Source organism: Terrisporobacter hibernicus (assembly GCF_020809405.1).
Taxonomy (GTDB): domain Bacteria; phylum Bacillota; class Clostridia; order Peptostreptococcales; family Peptostreptococcaceae; genus Terrisporobacter; species Terrisporobacter petrolearius.
On the sequence record NZ_CP081135.1, the window covers coordinates 3,018,999 to 3,033,027 of the forward strand.

Below are 14,029 nucleotides of genomic sequence, written 5' to 3' on the forward strand. Positions count from 1 at the left end.
GAGATAAGGAGTTAGCAACTTATGAATCTGAACAATGACAAAAATAAAAAAATTGTAGTTTTTATAATTGCAGTTTTAATTTTAATTATTGTGGCAACTTTTGTAGTTATTCAACAAATAGGGCCATATAATAAAAATAATAAAGAAGACATTGTAATCGATATTCCCACAGGATCTACTTTAAGCCAAGTTACAGATATATTAAAAGAAAACAATTTAATTAAAAATAAAACTTTATTTAAATTATATGCAAGAGTTAGTGATAACTCTGCAAAACTTAAATCTGGAAAGTACTTATTTAATCAAACTTATTCAAATAAGGAAATAGTTAAGGATTTATCTGAAGGTAAAATTTATAACGATGGTATAAAAATAACAGTTCCAGAAGGATCTACTTCTTTTGAAATTATGGATATTCTTGCTAAAAGTAAATTGGGAGAAGTAAGCTCTTATGAAAAGCTTATAAACAACCCAAAAGAATTTAAAGAGAAATTTAAATTTCTAGACGATGAAAAAATAAAGTCTTTAGAAGGTTTTTTATATCCAAGTACTTACTATTTTAGTGAAAAACAAAGTGAAAAAGAAGTTTTAGAACATATGCTTGAAACTTTTGATTCAAAGTATACTGACAAATTACAAAACAAACAAAAGGAACTTAATAAATCTTTATATGAAGTGGTTAATTTAGCATCTATAGTAGAGAAAGAAGCTGTGCTTGATGAAGATAGACCCATAATAGCTAGTGTATTTTATAATAGAATAAAAATAGACATGCCATTACAATCTGACGCAACAATTCAATACATTTTCAAAGAAAGAAAGAAAAGTATAACTTATAATGATTTAAAAATTGATTCTCCATATAATACCTATAAGATTGCTGGATTACCGCCTACACCTATAGCCAATCCTGGGATAAAATCTATAGAAGCAGTATTATATCCAGACAATACAGATTATTTATATTTTGTAGCAACTATAGAAGGTGGAAATACTTATAGCAAAACTTACGAAGAACATGTAAAAAACGTGGAGAAATACAGAAAAGATAGAGAAGAAAGAAATAATAGTTATTCTACAGATAAATAGGGTAAGTATATTATTGATAGTTTGTATGGATTATGTTTTGAGAATTTGAGGCATAATCCTATTAATTTGAAAAGAGCAAGTTAAGTAATAAATTAAGGAGTGAAAGAATTGAGCAATATAGTAAATAATGAAGTTGAAAGATATATAAGAGAAACACTAAAAGACAAAGATGGATTATTAAAAGAATTAGAAGAATATGCAGTTGAGTATAATGTACCAATTGTACATAAAGAAGTATCAGACTTATTGAAAGTTTTATTAAAAGTTCAAAAACCAAAGACTATACTGGAAGTAGGTTGTGCCATAGGGTATTCATCTATTTTATTTTCAACTTCTACAAATGGAGAAGCTAAGATAATAACAGTAGAGAGAAACGAAAAAATGATTGAACAAGCAAAGAAAAACTTTGAAAAATCAGGATTTGATAATAATATTACCTTATTAGAAGGAGATGCGGAAGAATTATTAAAAAATGTTGAAGGCGAATTTGATATGATTTTCTTAGATGCAGCTAAAGGTCAATATAAATTATTCTATGATTTAGTAATAGATAAACTTAAAGTTGGTGGTCTTTTAATTTCGGATAATATCCTTTATAAAGGTATGATTGCTGACGATGCTCTTGTAATGAGAAGAAAAAAAACTATTGTAAAAAGAATGAGAAATTATTTAGACTATATATGTAATTGTGACTACTTAAATACATCATTAATACCAATTGGAGATGGAGTAGCTCTAAGTTACAAGGAAGCGGAAAGGGTTGAAGAATAATGTTAAACTTAGAATTATCATCCTTTGCAAAAGATTTGGCAGGATTGAAAGTTGCTCTTGAAAGTGGAGCGGATAGTGTATATATAGGTGGGCAAACTTTTGGAATGGATACTATTTCAAATAAATTTTCTAAGGAAGAATTAGAAGAAGGTATAAAATTTGCTCATGAAAGAAATAAAAAAGTTTATGTAACTATATCTTTATTACCACACAACAATGACTTTGTTAAGTTAGAAGAATATTTATTAAAGTTAAATGATATAAAAGTAGATGGATTAATTTTGTGTGAGCCAGGTACTTTAGAAATAGTTAGAAAAGTGACACCTAATATGAAAGTTCATATGGGAATACAAGCTAATATTTATAACTATGAAACAGCAAGATTTTATTATGATTTAGGTGTTAAAAGAGTTGTAATTGCTAAAGAACTTGCACTTAAGGACATAATTGAAATAAGAAAAAATGCGCCATTAGATTTAGAAATAGAAGCCTTTGTTCATGGTTCAATGGTAATGTCATACTCAGGAAGAAGACTATTATCCAACTATATGACGAGTAAAGATGCTGGAAAATATGATGAGGAAAAACATTACAATTTAGTGGAAGAAAAAAGGCCAGGTCAATACTGTCCAATATACGAAGATGAAGGTGGAACTATCTTCTATGGAGCAAGAGACTTATGTATGATTGAATTTATACCAGAACTCATAAAATCTGGTGTTACAACTTTAACTATAGAAGGTCATCTGAAATCTAATGAATATACTGAAGAAGTAATAAAAATATATAGAAAAGCTATTGACGAATTTATAAATAATCCAGATAACTGGCAATTTGATAAAAATTGGTTAGAAGAACTAAAAAATATAGATCATAGAGATTTAACAACGGGATTTTATTTAGAAGAAAATATAGACTATACTAAGTAATGATATTAAAGTGCACAATTATGTAAATAAATGTGCATTTTTTAATATTGTAATTATTAGACAATATTAATGGGTATTATAAGTAAAGAGTACGAGGTAACAATAAAATATCAATGTATTATTATAAAAATTAAATATGAATGGTAGTAATTGAATTAAACCTAAAAATTTATTATAATACATTTATAATATAAAGGACGGAGAGTATAGATTATGGAAAATAAAAAAGAGGAAATTTTAAATAAATTGTTAGTACAATTGTTCAATGACATTTTACATATTGAAGAAAAAGCTATGAAAAATACTGAATTTGCTAATTTGTCTATTACAGAAATACATACTATAGAAGCAATAGGTAAAGAAGGAAATAGAACAATGGGAGAAATTGCTCATAATTTGAGAATAACTGTTGGAACCCTAACTACAGCAATAAATAGACTTATTAAAAAAGGTTACGTAGAAAGAAAAAGGATTGAAGAAGATAGAAGAGTAGTACTTGTTAATTTGACTGAAAAAGGAGAAGAAGTATTTAACGTTCATAGTATTTTCCATAAAGAAATGATAGACACCATATTAGAAGAGTTTAAAGGTGAGGATTTAGAAGTTTTAACAAAAATTTTAGGTAAGGCAAGTAGGTTTTTTGAGCGAAAATATGAAAGCTTCCAATAGGGAGCTTTTTTTGTGCTAAAAAATAATGACATAATTTAAATATAAAATTTACCATTACAGTATTTTTTTTCTTTTAGTTGTCAAAAATAATTACAAATGATAAGAGGTGATTGAATGACAAGGAAGAAAAAAAATACATCGAATAAATTAATAAGAAGAAGGATAAATTGTTTTTTTATTGTTTTTTTATTATTGTGTGCTTATCTAACTTATGAAATTTCAAATTTGGCAATATTTAAAAATAAAGAATATGAAAGCAAAGTAGAGAGCCAAAGTTTAGAAACGATAAATTTAAATAGTGGAAGGGGAATAATTTATGATAGAAATAATTTACCTCTTACAGATAAGAAAAAAACTAAAGTGCTACTTGTACCAAAAGATATAATAAGTGGTAATTATCAAAATGTATCACTTATAAAAAAAGCAACAAAATTAACTGAAGAAGATATTTATAAAGCAGTACAAGAACAGTTATCAAATGAAATTATCGAAATAGACATTGATTATGTTGATGAAAGTAAAATAGACGAATTAAAAGAAAAAAACATTTCGGTAAAAGAAAAAACTATTAGATATTCAGATAATAGTCTACTAACTCATTTAATAGGATACGTAAAAAAATCAGAAAATAATGGAGTTAGTGGTATAGAAAAATACATGAATGAAGAACTAAAAGATAGCAATAGAAATTATGTATCTGTATTTAAAGCAGGTGTAAATAACAAAGGTCTGAATTATTTAAAAGGCAGTATTGAAGAAAGCTCAAGTGGAGAAAATTCTTCGCATCTTAAAATAAGTATAGATTCTAAAATACAAGAAAAAGTAGAAAAAATTATGGATAAAGAAAAAAATCCAAGCTCAGTAATAATTTCAGATGTTAAAACTGGTGAAATTTTAGCAATGTGTTCTAGACCAAACTTTAATCAAAATGAAATATCTGATTATAGTGATAGTACAAAGGGTGAACTACAAAATAGAGCTCTAGCTGTTACATATCCTCCAGGATCTGTATTCAAACTGGTAGTACTATATGCAGCACTTGAAAATAATGCAATAGATGAAAATTACAGATATACCTGTAATGGAAGTGCGCAGATTGGGACTTCCGGTAAAGTTCTAAATTGCAATAATAATGTGGCCCATGGTTTAGAAGATGTTAGCGACGCATTAGCTAATTCTTGTAACTGTGCATTTTATGATATAGCAAAACGAGTAGGTAGTGAAAAGATATTTGAAGCTATAAAAACACTTCATTTAGATGAAAAAGTGGATATAGGAATAGATGAAGAGAAAGATTCTAAAATACCTGAAAATATAGCTATTAGTAATTTAGCAATTGGTCAGGCTAATATAGAGTTTACTCCACTTCAAATTAATCAACTTACTCAAGCAATAGCTAATAATGGAACATATATGCCACTATATATGTATGATAGTATTATAGATAATAAGAAGGGCACTATAAAAGAGTACAAACCTAATAGAAAATCAGAAATAATATCTCCATACACTATGACTAGAATTAAAAACATGATGATGAAAGTATCAAAGGATGGTACAGCAAAAGCATTATCTGATTTACAAGGTGGGTGTGGTGTAAAAACAGGTACTGCTCAAAGTAGTTTAAACGGGAAGGATATCTCTCATGGATGGATTACAGGTTTTTATCCAGAAATAAATCCTAAATATGCAATAACAATCATAATTGAGGGAACAGAAAAGGAAAGTAAATCAGCAACTCCAACTTTTAAAGAAATCTGTGAAAATTTAAAATAAATTTAACAAAGAATAGTCAACTTTACCAGGTCACTTTCATATAATTTAGAGTGACACCTAAAAAAGGGGGTGGCCTGTTGACTATTCTAAAATCATTCGAAAAACCATTAACCCCTGAAGAAGAGATACATTATTTATCTTTATTAAAAAACGAGAACAATAGAGAAGCGAAGGAAGTTTTAATAGAGAGAAACATGAGATTAGTTGCTCATATAGCAAAAAAATATAATAACTCTAATGAGGACCAAGATGATCTTATATCAATAGGGACCATTGGTTTAATTAAGGCCATAGAGACATTTAAAGTAGACAAGGGAACAAGACTAGCAACTTATGCATCTAAGTGTATAGAAAATGAAATTCTAATGAATATCAGAACTAATAAAAAAAATAAGGTGCAAGTTTCTCTTCAAGACCCTATTGGTGTAGATAAGGAAGGGAATTCCATTAGCTTAATAGATATATTAGGTACTGAACCTGATTATGTAATAGACCAGGTTGAATTAAAAGTACAAATAAGTAAGCTTTATGAAAAGTTGGATAAAATTCTCTCAGATCGAGAAAAAGAAATTATTCAATTAAGATATGGACTTACACCTTTGGGATATAAAACCCAACGAGAAATATCTCAAAAACTTAACATATCACGTTCTTATGTATCAAGAATTGAAAAAAAAGCTCTTAAAAAGTTGAGAAAAGAACTAAAATCAGAAAAAAGCCTTGAATAAGGCTTTTTTTGTCGTACATAACTTTTTGGCTTATATCCAGAAATTGACAAAATATTTAATATAATTATGATAATATAACTTATATGATAAAAAAAGAGAAAAAAATATGAAGTTTATACTCAAGAATCGTGTTTTTTAGTAATGGATAAAAGTGTATGTAATTTACAAACAAATAAGTTATTACTGCTGTCATACTATAAAGGGGGGAACTTTATGATTCTGAATGAATATGGTGAACTACTATATTTGTCAAAAATTATTACTAACATTGCTATACCAGTTTTATTAATATTTATATATAAAACATCAAAAGACAAAAGTATGTTTTTAATACTTCCATTATTTATCTTAGAGCTATTAATAATTCAATTAAAACAATATAATATTAGATCGATAATGAATTATACTGCTGAAATATCATTTGTAATAATTTTTTTAAAACTTCTTATATTATTTCAAATAAAAATAAAAAGCAAAAGCAATTTGAAAAAATACATCCTCCCTATAGTGTTTACTATTGGACTAGTATATACGTCACATTATGGTTCCATGACCATGGATGGAATATATGAAATATTAATTAACTTATGTATTTTAAGTATTATATGTATTAATGTTATATACATAAAACATAAAGAAAATGAATTGAACAAAAATAAATTTCGTATGAATAAGCAATATATATCAAGAACAATAAAAGAAATAGAAGATGAAACTTATGTTCAAAGTTATATGAGGGAAGAAATTAAAACTGTTAATGATAAGCTGTCCAGTATTGTTGAAGTAATTAATATACCAATAATAATTTTGAATGCATCTAATTTTAAATGTATTTTTAAAAATAAGTACTTTGATGAATTCATAATAGAAAATAATTATAATGTTAAAAATTTTGACTTTAGTGATTTTATAAGTAATGAGCTAAATAAGGATCCTAAAAAAATATTTAACCAAATAAGTAAGATGGATTTTGGAAAAGAAAATTTTTTACAAATAGAATTTGTTAATAAGAAGTATAAGTTAGTTTTAGTTAAAGATTATTTTGAAGGTGGGGAAAGAATAATATGTGAATTAAAAGATATTACTGAAATATCCCTTGAAGAAGATAAATTGAAAAAAAGTGAATTAAGATACAAAACTTTAATGGATATATTAAGTGATGGTGTACTTATTCATGATGGAGAAAATATTAGTTATATTAATAAAATAGGACTGGATATTTTTGATTTAGATTCATCTATAAAAAATGTGTGGACTATGGATAAGTTAGAAAAAAGAATAAGTAAAGATAGTAAGGATGAATTTTTACATAACATATTTACTTTGAAAAATGGTGTTAAAGATCAAGAAAAGAGCCAACTTGAATTGGAAAATGGAAAAATTATAGATTTTATCTCATCAACCTTCCGACTAAATGGTAAAAAAATGATATTAAGTATTGTGAGTGATTGTACGGAACATGAAGTTGCATTGAATAAACTTGATGAAAATAAAGAGACTTATTATGGGTTAATTCAAACTTTGCCAGAAGGAATTATATTAGTGAATAAGTATACAAAAAAACAAGTATACACTAATAAATACATGATGAGGATACTAAAAGATATGGGAGTGGATAATTTTAATAAAATAATAGATACATACTTAGACAATAATGAAGAGATTAATTTCAAAACTTTTTATATGAATCAAGAAAAAAATAAAAAAATATCAATAGCAATTGAACAAGTACCAAAACAAGATAATCTACTTGTTATAGTAAGGGATTTAGAAATTGAGCAACAATTAGAAAGTGTATATAATAAACTGCAAATGATAAAAGAAAGAAATAAGTTTAAAACTGAATTTTTAACAAGGGCTTCTTCTATTATAAAGAAACCTATAAACACTATATTTGAAATTAATAAATTTTTAGATAACAATAAAGATATATATAATTATGATGGAGTAAGAAGTTATACTAAAACAGTTAAACAAAACTCTTACAGATTAAAGAGACTGCTAAACAATATAGAAGAAATAAGTAAAATAGAAGCAGGTATATACTATAGAGATTATAAAATTTATGACATAGTTAAATATTTAGAAGAGCTTGTTCTATTATGCAAAGAATATACAAAACCTAAAAATTTAGATATATCATTTGAAAGTAATAAAAGAGAAGTCCTAATTTTTATGGATAAAGAAAAAATTGAAAAAATTATACTTAATTTACTATCAAATGCAATAAAATTTACTGAAAAAGGTGGAAAAATAAAAGTATTATTAAAAGTAGATAAAAAAGATATAACAATAGCCATTAAAGACAACGGTAGTGGAATACCTAGTAATAAGATTGACTTTATTTTTGAAAACTTTGAGCAAGTTAATAGATCCTTATCTAGAACTGCAGAAGGAACAGGGGTTGGATTATATCTTGTTAAAAAGTTGGCTTTGGTTCATCATGCAAAGATTCAAGTTAACAGCAAAATAGGATATGGAAGTAAATTTGAAGTAATACTTAAAGGTAATTACTTAGAAAGTACTAAAGAGAATAAGCATAAACTTGAAAATATTATAATAGATAGAGAATCTATTGACTTAGAGTTTTCTGATATATATCTAGCTTAAGGCTTAAAAATAGGGGGGGGAGTAATGAATGGTTTTATTGTAAATTTGAATACACTAACGATTTCTTTATTCTTATGTGTTTTTTTTATTATTTTATCTAGTATAGGTACTAGAAGGAGCAAAAAAAATATAATTCAATTAGTATTAATAGGTACAATTCTAACAATGAAAATATGCTATTATTTAAAAAAAATAGCAACAAACACTATAATTGCTAATGATTATAATTTATTTTATATGTTTTTGGTAGGAGATATAATAGTATTAATATTGTTTTATCTTATGTCTGATGATGAAAAGTTGAGTTTATATAGAAAAATTGTTTTATTAATAAATTATGGAATTTGTATATTTTCATTTTGTTTAAGTCTTAATAATGTATATACTAACTTAAATAATTTTATGATTATAAGTCTTATTATAGGAAATATATGCTTGTTTTATAGTAAATATCCTAAGGTAATACAAACTATTTCCTTATATTATATTATTAATTTTATTTTAGTACTTCAAAGTCATGTTATTAACTGGCTTATATATAGCAATATAATTTTAGATTTATTAATTGTTTTACTTATATTCTTTAAGACTTACATAATTTATATTGAGCAGCCTAATATTAAATACTCTAAAACAGAAAGTAGTTTAAATAGAAGTGCTATAAATATGAAATTATATGATGAAAGATTAAATAATTATAGAATGGTTAATAAAATACTACAAGAAGACTATGATTTGAAAGAAAAGAATCTTCATATTCTTCTGGGACAGTTTAAGAAAAGTGCTCTATTAATTGACGAAGATAACTACATAATTAATAATGATGTTGTTTTTAAAACGATGTTTAACTCATATAAGGATTACCATACAGCAATTAAACTGGATGATTTTTTAAATGACAATATGATAGAAAAAGAAAAATTTTTACAAAGTATAGAAGATGCAAGGTACTATAGTGAAAGTGTAATTACAGAAGTAACAATAAAAGATGGCAGGATCTTTGAATGCGTATTTTCATTATATGACGAATATGAATCTTCAAAAGTGATTTGTATATTATCGGATATAACATATGAAAAGAAAATGGCATTGAAGATACAAGAAAATGATGTGAAATATAAAAAAATAGTTGAAAATATACCATACTCTATAATATTAGAGAAAAACAAAGAGATAATTTATAATAATAATAAATTAGATATAGACTTAGATAATAGTGATATTAAAAACATTATTCTTAATAGCGCTACAAAAGGTGAAATAAATTATATTGATGATGAAAGTAAAGAGATTTCGTTATTTATAGACAGAATAAAATTTGTTGAAGATAATGAGGAAATTAGCTTAATTGAAATAAAAGATATTTCTAATTATAAAAAGCTACTTAATAAATTAGAGATGAGTACAAATCAATATAAAACTTTAATAGACACTATACCAGAGGCAATTTGTGTTCTAGATTATGAAAGTAAAGAGTTTGAGTATGCAAATGATACATTCTTTGAATTATTTAAGATTCAAGATATAGAAAATATGGATTTGGATGAAATATATAATGACATAGCAATTAGTTCAGGTAATATAAATGAAAATATTAAATATATAAGAAAAACCCTAAAGGATGGATATGGTGGGTTAATCAATATTGAAAGTAGTGTGGTACTTATTAATATTAATAAATCCACTAAAATGGTATTAATAATTAGAGACATTACAGAAGAAATCAAAGTAGAATCAATGAAAAAAGAAATCTTAGAAAGTGAAATTATTAATAAGGATAAGGATGATTTCTTTATAAATATGTCACATGAACTGTTAACGCCGGCAAACTTACTTCATAGTAGTAATCAATTTATAGAAAGAAATTGTAAAGATATTATTAAAAGAGAGCCTGATGGAGAGTTTGCCAACTCTATATCAGTTATGAAAAAACATGTGGAAGTTTTAATCACACTTATTAATAAGATTATGGAATTATCTAAGTTAGAAGAGGATAACCATAATGAAAGTAATGAAATTTACGATATAGTGTCTTTGTGTGAAGATATAGTTACTCAGTTAAATAAGTATACTGATTATAAAAATATTAATATAGTATTTGATACAGATGAAGAAGAAATATATACGAAATTAGATCCAGATGATATGACTAAAGCTATTCTTACCTTATTATCTGTAGTAGTAAAAAATTCTAGGATAAAAAGTACAATTGATTTTAATATAAAAACTAAGGTAGATAAAGTAATAATTACAATAGAAAATTTCAAAAGATATAACTATGAGCAATATCTTGATAATTATGAGGAAAAAATTCTTAATTTAAGTATGTCTATTGCAAAGTTAATAGTAAACAAGTATAAGGGAAAAATGGACATGAAAACTAATAAGGACGATTGTATATTAATTGAAATGGAACTAAATATTGAAAAAAATATTAATGATAATGAAAAAACTATTAAAGTAATTGATGAAAACTTTATCTATAATGAATATAAAAAAATATGTGATTTATAGTTAAAATAAGAAGTATAAATTACTAAAGATATGATAATAAACATAATAAAGGAGCTACTATGAATATAAATTCTAACACAAAATTAATAGGTCTTTTGGGACAACCAGTAAGTCAAAGCTTTTCACCAAACATACATAATTACTTATCACAAAAATATAAAAAAAATAATATTTATATGTGTTTTGAAATAGACAAAAATAACTTAGAAAATGCAGCCCAAAGTATAAAAACTTTTAATATGAAAGGTTGCAATGTAACTATTCCTTATAAAGTAGAAATAATCCAATACCTAGATAAAGTAGATAAAAATGCACTACTTATAGGAGCTGTAAACACAATAAAAAATGTAAATAATGAGTTAGTAGGCTATAACACAGACGGCAGAGGATTTATAAAATCTTTAACAGACGAAGGCTATGATTTGAAAAATAAAAAAATAATTATTATAGGAGCTGGAGGAGCTTGCAGGAGTATAGCAGTAGAATTGGCTAACAAAGAAGTTTCTTACATTGAAATTAGAAATAGAAGCGAAGAAAATGCGAAGAATATTTGTAACTTAATTAATAGTAATTTCTTGTCAAAAGCCAACTATGACACAAATCCATTACAAGAAAATGATTTAAATAACTTTGACATTTTGATCAATACTACGCCTATAGGAATGGGATCTAAGGACTGTCCAATAGATGTTAATATAAATCCACCTAAAAATTTACTAGTTTGTGATATTGTATATAAGCCTCATGAAACTGCATTATTATCTTGGGCAAAGAACAATAATTTAAATGTTGTTTATGGAATTAATATGTTAATTAATCAAGGATTATTAGCTTATGAAATATGGGAAAATATAAAAACGAGTGAGGATGATCTTGAAGAAATAAAGAATGTATATTTCAATTCACTAAAGTAAAAATTTAGAAAGGATGATGAGGATAAAAAGAAAAGGATTCACAACTTTAGAATGTGTAATAAGCTTATTTATTGTTAGTATGATAGTATTTATAATTACATCAACATTGCATAATAATATTGTTTTGCTTAAGAAAAATAATCATAATAGACAGATGTTATATATAGCTAAGGAAAAAATAGAAGATGAAAGAAATATAATAAAAAAGAGTAGGAGTAAAGACGGATATGATAAAGAACAAATGGTTAACAACTTCAAAGTGAAAACTTTAGTTACTCCAATTAGTTATTATAATTGTTATGATTTAAGAGTTAAAGTATCAGATAATAATAGAGAAATGGAACTTAATACTTATGTTACAAAAAAAGAGTAAAGGTTCAATTTTAATTATGTCTGTTATTACATTTACAATAATTAGCTTGATTTGTATTACATGTTCTAGTTTGATTTTAAGTAATAACAGAATTAGTGAGTTAGAATATAAAACGGAAAAGCTTAAGGAAGAGAATCTTGGAGTTATTGAACTTATTTATAGTAATATGCTTAAAGAAGTTAAATATACTGTGGAAAACACAGAAATAGAAGATGAATTTTATAATTATTTAACTAAAAATAATAGTGCCATATTTATAAATAAAGTAAAAAAAATCGAAAATACAGGGACTACAAATAGAATTATAGATATGGATTTTGATAATAGTTTGTCTACAAAAGAATATATTCATTATAAAATTTCAATAAAAAGTAAAATTAATAATCATGATAAATACGCCTTAATAAGCGTTAAAATTAAAAATCCTTGGTTGGGAAAAACAGAGAAAAAATTAGAAGAATCGGATATTAATGAACAAGAAGATTCAAACATAGAAACTAATATTGAAAATACTGAGGAGGAAGTTACTAAAATAAATGAAGGTGATTTAATTACGTTTTACAATTACGAGGAGAAATAATATATGAAGCGAGAAGGAATGTGAGCACGCTTGAGCTTATAATAACAATAAGTATAATAGTTATCTTATCTAGTATTTGTTTTATGAAATACGAAGGTGATAATTATAAAATAGAATTTTTTGCAAGAGAATTATGTTCAGATATACGTTATGTAAGAAGAGAAAATATGTTAAATAATCAAAATGTTTATATTAGATTTCTAAATGAAAATAACAAATGGTCTTATATTTTACATAGAAATAAAAAAGAAGACAAAAGAGTGCATTTACCTAAGAATGTAAAATTAAATTTTCCAATAGGTCAGAATAATTCATTAATATCTTTTCATACGAGTGGTCTATATAAAAATGGTGGTGGAACCATAAGTATTAATAAAGGTGATAATTATAAATATATTACAATAGTGCCAGTAAGTGGAAGAGTGCTATACAAAGAGGGAATATATGAAAATTAGAAAAGGCTACTTACTTTTAGAAAGTATAATATCCTTATTTATAATAGTAACTATTTCCTTAAGCTTATATTCCTTTTTATTTTTCAGCAATAAATATAAAAAAACTATTGAAGACAATGTAGAATTATATGAACAAGGTGAAGAAATGTGTTACCAAATTAATAAAGTTATAGAAAATAGTGATGAGATTATAAGTATATGCGATTTGAATGGAAATACCATAAGAGGGAATACTTCATCCTATATAAAAATTAATTCTATAAAGTGTAAATATAAAAATCAATATAGAAATGTAAAAGACAAGGAAGTAAGTTATAAGAGTAATAAAAAACTGTTTATAAATACATTAAGTAATAGCGGAAACAGTGAAATTGGAGGTTATGAAATAGGTGACTATGTTGATTTTATGTCTGTAATGATAGAAAATAACAAGGTATCTGTTAAACTTAATTTAAGTAAAAATGATGAAAAATATGAAACGAATTTCAAATCTTATATAAAAGATTTTTAAACGTAAAATAGGACGATAAAATCGTCCTATTCTTCCGTTTACATACACACATAAATAAACATTTTTTAACAACACATAACAAAAAACAAATTTTAAAGATATGATATTCA

Annotated in this window: 13 protein-coding genes; all 13 read left to right on the forward strand. The window is 25.1% G+C overall.

Features of this window, described 5'->3' with window-relative positions; genetic code table 11:
- The first annotated feature begins 21 nt into the window (after nucleotides 1-21).
- The 13 genes from mltG (at nucleotide 22) to JW646_RS14675 (ending at nucleotide 13,919) form a co-directional block, all read left to right on the forward strand.
- The gene (gene mltG, locus JW646_RS14615; protein ID WP_228415528.1) at nucleotides 22-1,089 is read left to right on the forward strand and encodes an endolytic transglycosylase MltG; all 1,068 of its coding nucleotides are present in this window, start codon (nucleotides 22-24) and stop codon (nucleotides 1,087-1,089) included.
- 108 nt (nucleotides 1,090-1,197) lie between these two features.
- On the forward strand, nucleotides 1,198-1,860 hold the full coding sequence (locus JW646_RS14620) for an O-methyltransferase (RefSeq protein ID WP_228415529.1): 663 nt from the start codon (nucleotides 1,198-1,200) through the stop codon (nucleotides 1,858-1,860).
- Nucleotides 1,860-2,789, forward strand: coding sequence for a peptidase U32 family protein (locus JW646_RS14625; RefSeq protein ID WP_228415530.1), 930 nt, complete (start codon nucleotides 1,860-1,862; stop codon nucleotides 2,787-2,789). The genes JW646_RS14620 and JW646_RS14625 overlap by 1 nt, the downstream gene beginning before the upstream one ends.
- A 213-nt stretch (nucleotides 2,790-3,002) precedes the next feature.
- Nucleotides 3,003-3,458, forward strand: a complete 456-nt coding sequence (locus JW646_RS14630; protein WP_228415531.1) for a MarR family winged helix-turn-helix transcriptional regulator — start codon at nucleotides 3,003-3,005, stop codon at nucleotides 3,456-3,458.
- A gap of 114 nt (nucleotides 3,459-3,572) precedes the next feature.
- Nucleotides 3,573-5,234 carry a peptidoglycan D,D-transpeptidase FtsI family protein gene (locus tag JW646_RS14635; protein WP_228415532.1) on the forward strand — a complete coding sequence of 554 codons (1,662 nt, stop codon included), beginning with the start codon at nucleotides 3,573-3,575 and terminating at the stop codon, nucleotides 5,232-5,234.
- A 77-nt stretch (nucleotides 5,235-5,311) separates the two neighbouring features.
- A complete protein-coding gene (sigK, locus tag JW646_RS14640; protein ID WP_139216732.1) occupies nucleotides 5,312-5,962 on the forward strand; it encodes an RNA polymerase sporulation sigma factor SigK in 651 nt (216 codons plus the stop codon).
- A 213-nt stretch (nucleotides 5,963-6,175) separates the two neighbouring features.
- Nucleotides 6,176-8,572 carry a sensor histidine kinase gene (locus JW646_RS14645; RefSeq protein ID WP_074915382.1) on the forward strand — a complete coding sequence of 799 codons (2,397 nt, stop codon included), beginning with the start codon at nucleotides 6,176-6,178 and terminating at the stop codon, nucleotides 8,570-8,572.
- Between the two features lie 24 nt (nucleotides 8,573-8,596).
- Nucleotides 8,597-11,086: a sensor histidine kinase gene (locus JW646_RS14650; protein ID WP_228415533.1), complete on the forward strand. Its 2,490-nt coding sequence runs from the start codon at nucleotides 8,597-8,599 to the stop codon at nucleotides 11,084-11,086.
- Between the two features lie 59 nt (nucleotides 11,087-11,145).
- Nucleotides 11,146-12,000 (forward strand): shikimate dehydrogenase, encoded by an 855-nt coding sequence (gene aroE / locus JW646_RS14655; protein ID WP_148556282.1) that lies wholly within the window; start codon nucleotides 11,146-11,148, stop codon nucleotides 11,998-12,000.
- 13 nt (nucleotides 12,001-12,013) lie between these two features.
- On the forward strand, nucleotides 12,014-12,373 hold the full coding sequence (locus JW646_RS14660; RefSeq protein WP_148556283.1) for a hypothetical protein: 360 nt from the start codon (nucleotides 12,014-12,016) through the stop codon (nucleotides 12,371-12,373).
- Complete coding sequence (locus tag JW646_RS14665; RefSeq protein WP_228415534.1) at nucleotides 12,354-12,953, forward strand: hypothetical protein; 600 nt, start codon at nucleotides 12,354-12,356, stop codon at nucleotides 12,951-12,953. The genes JW646_RS14660 and JW646_RS14665 overlap by 20 nt, the downstream gene beginning before the upstream one ends.
- 20 nt (nucleotides 12,954-12,973) lie before the next feature.
- Entirely contained in the window at nucleotides 12,974-13,408 is a 435-nt protein-coding gene (locus JW646_RS14670; RefSeq protein WP_074915391.1) for a GspH/FimT family protein, read from the forward strand.
- The gene (locus JW646_RS14675) at nucleotides 13,398-13,919 is read left to right on the forward strand and encodes a hypothetical protein (RefSeq protein ID WP_074915394.1); all 522 of its coding nucleotides are present in this window, start codon (nucleotides 13,398-13,400) and stop codon (nucleotides 13,917-13,919) included. Before JW646_RS14670 ends, JW646_RS14675 begins: the two co-directional genes overlap by 11 nt.
- The last annotated feature ends 110 nt before the right edge of the window (nucleotides 13,920-14,029 follow it).

Bases quoted from the DNA above. Each gene is read 5' to 3' on its own strand.
- JW646_RS14645 (WP_074915382.1), top strand. From the start codon at position 6,176: ATGATTCTGAATGAATATGGTGAACTACTATATTTGTCAAAAATTATT.
- JW646_RS14675 (WP_074915394.1), top strand. From the start codon at position 13,398: ATGAAAATTAGAAAAGGCTACTTACTTTTAGAAAGTATAATATCCTTA.
- mltG (WP_228415528.1), top strand. From the start codon at position 22: ATGAATCTGAACAATGACAAAAATAAAAAAATTGTAGTTTTTATAATT.
- JW646_RS14625 (WP_228415530.1), top strand. From the start codon at position 1,860: ATGTTAAACTTAGAATTATCATCCTTTGCAAAAGATTTGGCAGGATTG.
- JW646_RS14660 (WP_148556283.1), top strand. From the start codon at position 12,014: ATGATGAGGATAAAAAGAAAAGGATTCACAACTTTAGAATGTGTAATA.
- JW646_RS14665 (WP_228415534.1), top strand. From the start codon at position 12,354: ATGTTACAAAAAAAGAGTAAAGGTTCAATTTTAATTATGTCTGTTATT.
- aroE (WP_148556282.1), top strand. From the start codon at position 11,146: ATGAATATAAATTCTAACACAAAATTAATAGGTCTTTTGGGACAACCA.
- JW646_RS14650 (WP_228415533.1), top strand. From the start codon at position 8,597: ATGAATGGTTTTATTGTAAATTTGAATACACTAACGATTTCTTTATTC.
- JW646_RS14635 (WP_228415532.1), top strand. From the start codon at position 3,573: ATGACAAGGAAGAAAAAAAATACATCGAATAAATTAATAAGAAGAAGG.
- JW646_RS14630 (WP_228415531.1), top strand. From the start codon at position 3,003: ATGGAAAATAAAAAAGAGGAAATTTTAAATAAATTGTTAGTACAATTG.